General features: G+C 73.6%; 10 protein-coding genes. 6 read left to right on the forward strand and 4 right to left on the reverse strand.

Annotation, left to right across the window (positions count from 1 at the left end; translation table 11 throughout):
• The first annotated feature begins 69 nt into the window (after window positions 1-69).
• Complete coding sequence (locus BHU15_RS22345) at window positions 70-558, forward strand: GNAT family N-acetyltransferase (protein ID WP_069628834.1); 489 nt, start codon at window positions 70-72, stop codon at window positions 556-558.
• An 82-nt stretch (window positions 559-640) separates the two neighbouring features.
• On the opposite strand, the gene BHU15_RS22350 is transcribed toward BHU15_RS22345, so the two are convergent.
• Both BHU15_RS22350 and BHU15_RS22355 read right to left on the reverse strand, forming a co-directional pair.
• The gene (locus tag BHU15_RS22350) at window positions 641-1849 is read right to left on the reverse strand and encodes an MFS transporter (protein ID WP_069628835.1); all 1209 of its coding nucleotides are present in this window, start codon (window positions 1847-1849) and stop codon (window positions 641-643) included.
• 80 nt (window positions 1850-1929) lie between these two features.
• On the reverse strand, window positions 1930-3183 hold the full coding sequence (locus BHU15_RS22355) for a beta-ketoacyl-[acyl-carrier-protein] synthase family protein (RefSeq protein ID WP_069628836.1): 1254 nt from the start codon (window positions 3181-3183) through the stop codon (window positions 1930-1932).
• A gap of 51 nt (window positions 3184-3234) precedes the next feature.
• Between BHU15_RS22355 and BHU15_RS22360 the strand changes: the two genes are divergently transcribed.
• Entirely contained in the window at window positions 3235-3873 is a 639-nt protein-coding gene (locus BHU15_RS22360; protein WP_069628837.1) for a TetR/AcrR family transcriptional regulator, read from the forward strand.
• 106 nt (window positions 3874-3979) lie between these two features.
• Window positions 3980-5503 carry a glycosyltransferase family protein gene (locus BHU15_RS22365; protein WP_069628838.1) on the forward strand — a complete coding sequence of 508 codons (1524 nt, stop codon included), beginning with the start codon at window positions 3980-3982 and terminating at the stop codon, window positions 5501-5503.
• 102 nt (window positions 5504-5605) lie between these two features.
• Here BHU15_RS22365 and BHU15_RS22370 read toward each other — a convergent pair whose 3' ends face one another.
• Window positions 5606-6235: a fasciclin domain-containing protein gene (locus tag BHU15_RS22370; protein WP_069628839.1), complete on the reverse strand. Its 630-nt coding sequence runs from the start codon at window positions 6233-6235 to the stop codon at window positions 5606-5608.
• 314 nt (window positions 6236-6549) lie between these two features.
• Here BHU15_RS22370 and BHU15_RS22375 point away from each other — a divergent pair, with 314 nt between their 5' ends.
• The 3 genes from BHU15_RS22375 to BHU15_RS22385 are packed head-to-tail and all read left to right on the forward strand — an operon-like array spanning window position 6550 to window position 9468.
• Entirely contained in the window at window positions 6550-7185 is a 636-nt protein-coding gene (locus BHU15_RS22375) for an RNA polymerase sigma factor (protein WP_069628842.1), read from the forward strand.
• A 46-nt stretch (window positions 7186-7231) separates the two neighbouring features.
• A complete protein-coding gene (locus BHU15_RS22380; RefSeq protein ID WP_435897019.1) occupies window positions 7232-8263 on the forward strand; it encodes a MerR family transcriptional regulator in 1032 nt (343 codons plus the stop codon).
• Complete coding sequence (locus BHU15_RS22385; protein ID WP_069628840.1) at window positions 8227-9468, forward strand: NAD(P)/FAD-dependent oxidoreductase; 1242 nt, start codon at window positions 8227-8229, stop codon at window positions 9466-9468. Before BHU15_RS22380 ends, BHU15_RS22385 begins: the two co-directional genes overlap by 37 nt.
• A gap of 28 nt (window positions 9469-9496) precedes the next feature.
• Here the strand turns inward: BHU15_RS22385 and BHU15_RS22390 are convergent.
• Window positions 9497-10419, reverse strand: a 923-nt coding sequence (locus BHU15_RS22390; protein ID WP_069628844.1) for a cryptochrome/photolyase family protein, incomplete at its 5' end; no start/stop codon positions are given.

The following is a 10419-nucleotide window of genomic DNA, read 5'->3' on the forward strand; positions in this document are numbered from 1 at the left end:
GGATGGGACAGGACCACCCACAAGTGGTCCGTTTTCCCCGCCGGTCCTGCCGGGTGCCAGGATGTCCGTATGAACGTGAGACTCGCGTACGAGAGGGATCTGCCCGGCTTTCTCGCTCTGGCGGCCCAGGTCGAGCACTGGTTCGGGCCGATGGTGGACGACCCCGGCTTCCGTGCCGCCGTGGCCGCGCACATCCGTGACGCGAAGGCTCTCGTCGCCGTCGAGGAACCGGCTCCCGCTGAGGACGGAGCCGAACCGCCCCTGCTCGGCGGCCTGTTGTTCGGCACGGACGCCCCCGTCTTCCATGTCCACTGGCTCGTCGTCTCCGAGCGGGCGCGCGGCCGGGGTGTCGGCGCCGCGCTGATGGGCGACGCGCTGAAGCGGTACGTCACGGGGCCCGGCACCGTCGAGGTGATCACCTTCGGCGCCGATCACCCCGGAGCCGTCGACAGCGGCGCCCGCGTCTTCTACGAACGGCTGGGGTTCACCCCCGCCGAGACGGCCGATCCCGGCCCGGAAGGCGGCTCACGACAGGTCTACCGACTGGCCGTGGGCTGACCGCCCCGTCCTGGACGAGCCCGGCTGTACGACTACCGCCTCGGCGGCATCACCCTCCGGCCCCGCACCCGCGACGCCGGCCTCAGGTCGCGTCCGCGCTCCGCCGTACCCGTAGCCGGCGCAGCTCGTACAGCCCGACACACGCCGCCAGCACCGCCACGCACCCGGTGAAGACCAGCCCCACGACGCGCAGGTCCAGCAGCAGCGTCAGCGCGCCGATGCCGATCACCGGCAGCGAGATGCCGATGTAGGCGACGACGAAGAACGTGGAGATCGTGCCGCCACGCGACCGGGCCGGGGCCGCCGCACCGATCGCGGTGATGGCCGCGCGGAACGCCAGCCCCTGGCCCAGCCCGCCGCAGACCACACCGACCACCAGCAGCGGCAGCGACTCCACGAACAGGGACGCCCCCACCAGTACGAGCCCCGCCACCAGCACCAGACTGCCGCCCGGCAGCGCCCTGTCCGCCCCCACGCGGCCCATCATGGACTGCCCGACGGTGGAGGCCAGGAACACCGAGAAGACGACGGCGCCCGACACCGCCAGGTTCTTCTCGCCGAGGGTCGTCGCGATGAACGTCGGTGACACCGCCGTGCAGAGCCCCAGCAGCGCGAAGCCGGAGAACGCGGCCAGCGCCGCCGGTGCGAAGACGCCCCGTACCTCGGGCGGCACGTTCAAGCCCTGTGGCCGCAGCCTCGGCCGCCGGGTCCGGTGCTCGACGGGCTCCGGCAGGAACCAGGTCACGACGGCGCCCACCGCCACCAGTGCCAGCGCCGCGTAGAACGGCAGCAGCAGCGGCCACGGCGCGTACTGCGCGAGCAGCCCGGCGAGCAGCGGCCCGCAGCCCAGACCGCCCATGTTCGCCGCCGTCGCCGCGAGCCCCGCGCGCGCCTCCCGGCCCGGCGGCGCCAGCTCCATCACGGTGGCGGTCGCGGCGCCGCTGAACAGCCCGGCGGCGAAACCCGACAGGAGCCGCCCCGCGAACAGCAACGGCAGTCCGCCCTCGGTGAGGAAGCAGACCGCGCTGGCCGCCGAGAGCCCGAGCCCGATGAACAGGACCGGCCGGCGCCCCACCTGGTCGGAGAAGTTGCCCGCCAGCAGCAGCACCGCGATGACCCCGAAGGCGTACACGGCGAAGACCACCGTCACCATGAACTCGGAGAAGCCCAGCTGCTCGCGGTAGAGCCCGTACAGCGGTGTGGGCAGCGTCGTCCCCACCATGCCGATCGCGAAGACGACCGCGGCACCGAGATAGCCGACCGAGAACCGTCGTGTGGCGCGCTGCGGCATGGGCACCGAGTCCTCATTAGGCAAATGGGATGTTTATCCTCATATCCTCGGTGTGGTGGCGCGGCGTGTCCAACGAGGGATCAGGACCCGGACCCCACGGCGGTGAACGCCAGCGAGACGTTGTGGCCGCCGAAGCCGAACGAATTGGCGACCGCCGCCGTCCAGGCGCCCCGGCGCGGAGCGCCCGAGACGACGTCCAGGTCGATCGCCGGGTCGAGCCGGTCGAGATTCCTGGTGGCGGGCACCGTTCCGGTCCGCAGCGCCAGCACCGTCGCCAGCGCGCCCAGGGCCCCGGACGCGCCGAGCAGATGGCCCGTCATGGACTTGGTCGCGGTGACGGCCGGGTGTCCGCCGACGGCCTCGGTGATGGCGTCCGCCTCCGCCGCGTCGCCCTGCGGGGTGGACGTCGCGTGCGCGTGGACGAGGCCGACGTCCGCCGGCGCGAGCCCGCCCGACCTCAGGGCCGTACGGATGGCGCGCGCCTGCCCTGTGCTGTCCGAGGCGGTGATGTGGCGCCCGCTGGACGTCACGCCCGCGCCGGCGAGCGCACCGTACGGGCGCGCGCCGCGCGAGCGGGCGAACTCCGCGCGCTCCAGGACCAGTACGGCGGCGCCCTCGCCCAGGACGAAGCCGTCGCGCCCCACGTCGAACGGGCGCGACGCACCCGCCGGATCGTCGTTGGCCGTGGACAGCGCCGTCATCTGCGCGAACCCCGCCAGCGGCAGCCCGTGCAGACACGCCTCCGCCCCGCCCGTCACCACCACATCGGCGCGGCCGAGCCGGATCAGGTCGAGCCCGACGGCGACGGCCTCCGCGCCGGACGCGCACGCGCTCACCGGGGTGTGCGCCCCGCCCAGGGCTCCGAGGTCGATACTCACCCAGGCCGCCGGCCCGTTGGCCATCAGCATGGGCACGGTGTGCGGCGAGACCTTGCGCGGCCCGGACTCCTCCAGGATGTCGTCCTGGCCGAGCAGTGACAGTACGCCGCCGACTCCCGTACCGATCACCACCGCGATCCGCTCCGGATCGGCCGCGGGGTGCGCCGCGTCGGCCCACGCCTCACGGGCGGCGACCAGCGCGGACTGCTCGCAGCGGTCCAGCCGGCGGGCCTCGGTCCGCTTCAGGGCCGTCGCCGGATCCACCCGCAGCCGGGCCCCCAGCCGGACGGGCAGCCCGGCCGCCCAGTCGTCGTCGAGCACGCCGATCCCGTTCTCACCGGCCAGCATCGCGGACCAGGTGGCCGACGCGTCGCCGCCCAGCGGGGTGGTCGCGCCGAGGCCCGTCACCCACACCTCCGTACCGCCGTTCACGTCTGTTCCTCGTGTCGTTCCCATGATCCGCACCGTAGCCAACCAACCGTCTGGTCGGCAATGTAGAGTTTCACCATGCCTCGCACCGAACACCTGGTAGGAACCCGCGCCCTGCTGCTGGCCGCGGCCCGCGACGAATTCGCCGCCCACGGCATGGGCGGCGCACGTGTCGGCCGGATCGCCGAACAGGCCGGCGTCAGCAAGGAACGGATCTACGGCTACTTCGGCAGCAAGGAGAAGCTCTTCGCCGCCGTCATCTCCGAAGCCCTCACCGAGCACGCCACGCTGCTGGGACCACCCTCCGCCGACCTGGCCGAGTACGCCGGCCGGATCTACGACCTGCACCGGCGCAACCCGCAACTGCTGCGCCTGATGATGTGGGAGGCCCTGTACTACGACGGGGGACTGCCCAACGAGCAACCGCGCACCGCCCGTTACCGCGGCATGGTCGCCACGCTCTCCGAAGCCCTCGGCTCACAGTCCGAGACCGAGTCCGAGTCCGAGACCGAGTCCGGCTCCGAGTCCGACACCGAGGCGGCGAGCACCCTCCTCGCACTCATCGGCCTCGCCATCCTGCCGACCGCGTTCCCCCAGATCACCCGGCTGATCCTCGGCACGACGGCCGACGTGCCCGGCGGTGACGACGAACTGCGGGCCCACATCGTGCGGTTGGCGCGCCGCATGGTCGCTCCGTCGAGCGACGCCCTGACATGACAGACCACCCTATTGAGTGATTCTTATGCTTTAGATGCGGTTTCTTAATATTCGCCCTGTGGCGTGTCCGTCCTCCGAGTAGCCCCCGGGCAGGCAGCGTTGCGCCATGACACAGACCAAGGCCGTCGCGACCGGCCTGCGAGAGACGAGCCGCCCGGCCCGCCGGGACTGGCCGGCGGCCGACGGCGGTCTCCTGTGGCTCGCGGTCGTCGCGGGCGTGTACACGATTGTTCAACTCGCCTTCCTCGTACAGGGATCCGGGCTCGGCTGGGACGAGACGGTGTACACGAGCCAAGTCAGCCGCGCCGCCCAGGACACCGCGTTCTTCAGCGCCCCACGCGCGCGCGGCATCACCTTCCTCATCGCCCCGGTGACCTCACTCACCGCCTCCGTCGAAGTGCTCCGCGTCTATCTGGCACTTCTCTCCGGCGCCGGACTCTTCCTCGCCCTGTGGGTGTGGCGTCGCCTGCTGCCCGGATCCGTACTCGCCCTCGCCGGCGCTCTGTTCGCCGGACTGTGGATCACCGTCTTCTACGGACCGCAGGTCATGCCGAACCTCTGGGTCGCCCTCGGCTGCCTCTGCGCCGTCGGCTTCTTCCTCAGGGCCGCGCGCGACCGGACCGACCGCACGGCCCTCGTCGGACTCGGCGTCGCGGTGGCCTTCGTCGCGCTCATGCGCCCCACCGACGCCTTCTGGCTCAGCGCGCCGCTCGCACTCATCGTGCTCGCCGTCGGACGGTGGCGCCGCTGGGCCCTGCTGGCGGCGCTCGCCGCGGGCGGGCTGATCGGCTGCGCGGAGTGGGTCATCGAGGCGTACGTCAGTTACGGCGGTCTCTTCACCCGCCTGGCACGGGCCAGCGAGATCCAGGGCCACCTCGGCTGGCACCTCGTCTTCGCCGACCACATGCGCTCGCTCGACGGCCGGCTGCTCTGCCGCCCCTGCTCGGTCCAGTGGCGGCGCCCGGCCACCGCGATCTGGTGGTTCGCGCTGCCGCTGCTCACCCTCGGCGGCGTGCTCGTCGCCGCCCGCCTGCGGCGGCTGCCGCTCGTCCTCGTGCCAACCCTGGTCGGACTGTCCATGGCCGTGCAGTACCTCCTGCTGATCGGGTACGCCGCGCCGCGCTTCCTGCTCCCCGTGTACGCGCTGTTCGCCCTGCCCACCGCTCTCTTCCTGATCTGGCTCGCCAGGACCGCCCGGCCGCGCCCGCTGGTCGTGGGCCTGCTCGTGGCTGCGGCCGTCGCGCATCTGTGGGTCCAGGGCTCGGTCGTCGCCGACCGGGTGGAACGCGGCCGCGCCGACCGCCTGAAGCTGGACGCGGTGGTCGCCGAACTGGCCCGGCAGGGCGTACGGCCGCCGTGCGTCGTCAGCGGCACCGAGGCGATCAGGGTCGCCTTCCGGGCCGGCTGCGCGTCGCGGCAGACCGGCGGCCACGACGGGAGCATCACGCCCGTCCAACTCGTCGCCTACGGGCGCGAGCGGCCGGTGGCGTTCGTGGTGGCGGGGCGGGCGGGACCACCGGCGTACGCGCGCGACTGGCGCGTCGAACGGATCCCGGACCTGCCGGGCCAGCGGAACTGCCGCGTCTATCTGTCACCGTCCGCCCACCGGGTCCCGACGGACGCGGGTTAGGTGCGTCGGCCCGCGGGGTCGTCGACGCGGGTGAACGACGGCCGGTCTCCCCTCGGGCGAGGGGAGACCGGCCGCGCCGGGGTCCGGAGAGGTGGCCGCCGCCTACTTCGGCATCAGGACCGTGTCGATGAGGTTGACCGTGGCGTTGGACGTCGTGATGTCACCGCACACGATGTTCGCCGTGCCGTTGACCTTGAACGACGAGCCGGAACCGGACGTGGTGAGCGTGCCGCCCTCCAGCGTGGTGAAGCTGCCGTTCGCGAGCTGAGACTTGTTGATCTTCTCGCCGACCACGTGGTAGGTCAGCACCTTCTTCAACTGGGCCTTGTCCGCGAGCAGCGCGTCGAGATCCGCCTTGGGGATCTTCGCGAACGCGGCGTTCGTCGGCGCGAACACCGTCGAGTTCTTGGCGTTGTTGAGCGTGTCCACCAGACCGGCCTGCCGCAACGCCGCCGTCAGCGTGGACAGTTCGGGGTTCTGGGACGCGGCGGTCGCCACCGGTTGCGTGGCCATGGCAGCCGCGCTGCCCGCTCCCTGCTGGGGGAGGGACGAACACCCGGGGCCGAAGGGATCGGTCGTGGTGGGGCTCTGTGTGGTGCTCGCGGAGGCCTGGGGTGCGAGCACTCCCAGCGACACGGGCAGGACCACGGCGGCGCAGGCCGCCACCGCCGCACGGCGGGCACGGGAGCGGCGCGGGCCGCGGGCACTGCGAGGGTTGCGGGAGATGTTCATGGGGGGACTCCTCCTGCGGTGAAGGCGGGTGCCGTACGGATGGGGTCACCGTCCGGCTCGGTCGCGCTTCTGCCGTCCGGTCGAACGACACACCCCACCGTCGCACGGCCTCGCGCACCGGGCATCTCGCGCCGACCGCCGGACACGCCGGACGATGCGAGAACGATGCGTATTGCTCACGGCGCATCGTTTTGGCGAGAGTGGCCGACGCCTGGGGCCCCTGCTCGTCGGCCGGGGCTCCAGTGCCGGAAGGAGGAGCCAGCGTGAACACGACGTACGCCGACACCGTCGCCCGGCCCCGGTCCTGCGCGTCCCTGCCGACCGAGCAGACTCGCGCCGGGGAGACCGACGCCGGGGAGACCGACGCCGGGGAGGCCCGCGCCGAGAGGGACCTCGCCGCCGCCCTGACGCGCGGGGACCCGGACGCGCTGGCCGACGCCTACCGGCGGTGGGCGCCGCTGGTGCACACCCTGGCCACCCGTTCCCTGGGGGACGCGAAAGAGGCCGAGGACATCACCCAGCAGGTCTTTCTCGGCGTATGGCGGGGGAGAGCCGGTTACCGGCCGGAACGCGGTCCGATCAACGCGTGGGTCGTCGGCATCACCCGGCGCAAGATCGTCGACGCCCTGGCCGCCCGCACCCGGCGCACCGCGCTCGTCACCGCCGCGACCGCCGCCGCCGGCACCCGGGTGCCGCGCCCCTCCGACCACCCCGAGGCGGTGCTGGACCGGCTGCTGGTGCTGCGCGCGCTGGAGACGCTGCCCCACGCCCAACGGCGCCTGCTGTCCCTGGCGTTCTTCGACGACCTCACCCAGGTGCAGATCGCCGAGCGCACCGGGCTGCCGCTGGGCACCGTCAAGAGTCATGTACGCCGCGGTCTGCACCGGCTGCGCGGTGCCCTGGAGCCGGAACACGGAGCCCCGCCGGCCTCGCGGGGCGCGTATGAATGACCCCCGTCCCCGCGCGGGGACGGCCTCCGGCTCGTACGGTGATCACGTGAGCGAACCGGCGCACGCGGGCGGCACCGTGGACGACATCGCGGACGGGGCGGGGGCGGTGGCGAGCGTCTCCACCGGCACCGCGGCCCGCCGGATCGGCGTCTCGCCGATCACGCTGCGCTCCTGGGACCGCCGTTACGGCATCGGGCCCGCCCGCCAGGACGGAAGGCACCGTCGCTGGACACCCGCCGACCTCGCGGTGCTCGACGAGATGTGCCGCCTGACCGCAGCCGGGGTCCCGCCCGCCGAAGCCGCTCGCGCGGCTCGCGAACGCGGCGGCGGCCCACCGCCCGCGCCGGGTGTCCGGCGACCGGAGGCGGGTCCCGGACCGCCGCTCGGTGACGTCCGGCTGGAATGCCGGGGCCTGTCCCGCGCCGCCCTGCGCCTGGACGCGCCCGTCGTGGACGAACTGCTCACGTCGTTCGTCGACGAGTACGGCCTGGTCCGCGCCTGGGAGGACCTGATGATGCCGACGCTGCGCGCGGTGGGACGCAGATGGGCCTCGGCGGGCGACAAGTACGTGGAGGTCGAGCATCTGCTGTCGTGGCACGTCTCGTCGGCCCTGCGCCGCGTACCGGCCGCCCCGCCCGCGCGGACCGGCGCCGGGCCGGTGCTGCTGGCCTGCGTGCCGGGCGAGCAGCACACCCTCCCCATCGAGGCCCTGACCGCCGCGCTGGCCGAACGCGGCCTGCCCACAAGGATGTTCGGCGCCGCCGTACCGGCGACCGCGCTGGACGAGGCCGCCCGGCGCACCGGCCCTCGCGCCGTCGTCCTCTGGTCCCAGTCCCGCTCGACGGCGAGCCGCCCGCTGGCGCGGCACATCGCCGCGGGCAGTTGGGGTGTGCGGGGAGCGCGCGGCAGCGCCGAGGTGATGCTCGCGGGACCGGGGTGGGCGGGACCGCCGGTGCCGGGGCTGTCCCGCCCCCACGGACTGCGCGACGCGCTCGCCACACTGACCCGGCTCTACGGCACCGAACACGAAGGACGGCCCCCATGTCCCCCTCACGCGGCACCCCCGACGTCCTGGTGATCGGAGCGGGCCTGGCCGGTCTGGCCTGCGCGCACGATCTCCTGGCGAGCGGTCTGACCGTCGACGTACGGGAGGCGTCGGATGCCCCCGGCGGACGCATGCGCTCCGATCGCGTCGACGGCTTCGTCATCGACCGGGGCTTCCAGGTCTTCAACACCGCCTACCCGCAGGCGAAACGCCGCCTCACACTGCGCGACCTGCGTCTTCGCCCGTTCACACCGGGGTTCCTCGTCCACACCGACGCCGGCCGGGTCCGCCTCGCCGACCCCACCCGCGCGCCGCGTACGGTCGCGAGCCTGGTGCGCGGCGCTCCGGCGGGGCCGCGCGACCTGTTCGCCGTCGCCGCCCTGTCCGCCCGCGACATGCTCGGTCCCGTACGGCCCCTGAAGCGTGCCGGCGACCACACCACGCGGACCGCCCTCGCGGCGGCCGGGATCTCCGAGGAGTTCACCGGCCGGTTCCTCCGGCCGTTCCTGTCCGGCGTGTTCCTCGAAGACGAACTGGAGACCTCAAGCCGCGTCTTCCACCTGGTGTGGCGCAGCATGCTCCGCGGCACGCTCTGCCTGCCGGCGGCCGGAATCGGCGACGTACCGCGTCAGTTGGCCGACGCGCTGCCGCCGGGCACCGTACGGTTCGAGTCGCCCGTCGACCGGCTCACCGACGACGGGGTCCTGCTCGCCGACGGAGCGGAGCGCGCCGCGGGCACCGTGGTCGTCGCGACCGGGCCGGAGCCCGCCACGCATCTGCTGCCCGGCCTGGACATGCCGCCGTACCGCGTCGTCACCACGTACTTCCACACCGCCCCGCGATCACCCCTGGCCGAGCCGACACTGCTCACCGACTCACGGCTGCGCTTCCTCAACAGCTGCGTCCTGAGCGACGTGGTGCCCGGCTACGCGCCGGCCGGCTCCTCGCTCGTCGCCACCTCCGTGCTCGGCGAGGACGCGCCGGGCCGGGAGCGCGCGGTGCTCGACGCGCTCGCGCAGGCGTACGGGACGGACACGGCGGGCTGGGGTCGGGTGACGGCGCGCACCGTCCACGACGCGCTGCCCGCGATGCCGCCGCCGCAGCCGCTCACCCGGTCCTCCCGCGCCGGCCGTGGGCGCTACGTGTGCGGGGACCACCGCACGACCGGGTCCGTCCAGGGCGCGCTGGCGTCCGGGGCGCGGGCGGCCCGCGAGATCCTGCGGGACCTGGGCCGATAGGAGCGGCGCCACCTGCCGACGGGCCGTCTCAGTCCTTGTCGCGCGCCCGCAGGAAGCGGTCCCGGCCCTCGGCCAGTTCCACGAGCGGGTCCGGGTAGTCGTACCGGGCCCGCTCGGCTTTCGGGAGCTTCCACGGCTCGTGGACGGCCGCGCCCGCCAGAGCGCTCAACTCCGGTACCCAGCGCCGTACATAGCCGCCCTGCGGGTCGTACCGCCTGCCCTGCGTCACCGGGTTGAGCACCCGGTTGGGGCGCGAGTCCGTGCCGGTCCCGGCCATCCACTGCCAGTTGAGCTGGTTGTTGGCGATGTCGCCGTCCACCAGCAGCTCCAGGAAGTACCGCGCGCCGACGCGCCAGTCCACGTACAGCGTCTTCGTGAGGAAACTCGCGGTCAGCAGCCTGCCCCGGTTGTGCATCCACCCCTCGTGGCGCAGCTGGCGCATGGCGGCGTCGACCACGGGATAGCCCGTGCGGCCCGCCTTCCACGCCTCGATCTCCTCACCGGCGGACTCCGCCGACCGCCAACGGTCGTGCTTGGTGCGGTAGTCGGCCGACGCCGCGCCGGGCCGCGCGGCCAGGACCTGGTGGTGGAAGTCCCGCCAGCACAGCTGCCGTACGAACGCCTCGGCGCCCGAACCGCCCGACCGGCGCGCCCGCGCGACGAGTTCGGTGGGGGAGAGGGTGCCGAAGTGCAGATGCGGCGAGAGCCGCGAGGTGACGTCACCGGCCAGGTCGTCATGGCCGCTGTCGTACGTCGCGAGGCCGGCCCGCTTCCAGTCGGCGAAGCGCTTGCGGCCCGCCGTCTCACCGCCCTCGGCGAGCCCTGCGGAGACCCCGGACACGTCCGCGCGCGCGGGTACCCGCCCGGACCCGACCCCGGCGGGCACCCGCACCGACCGGGGCGCCCCGAGCACGCCGCGCGGCTGCTCCTGCGACCAGCGGCGGAAGTACG

Origin of the sequence: Streptomyces niveus (assembly GCF_001723055.1) — a bacterium.
GTDB lineage: Bacteria > Actinomycetota > Actinomycetes > Streptomycetales > Streptomycetaceae > Streptomyces > Streptomyces niveus.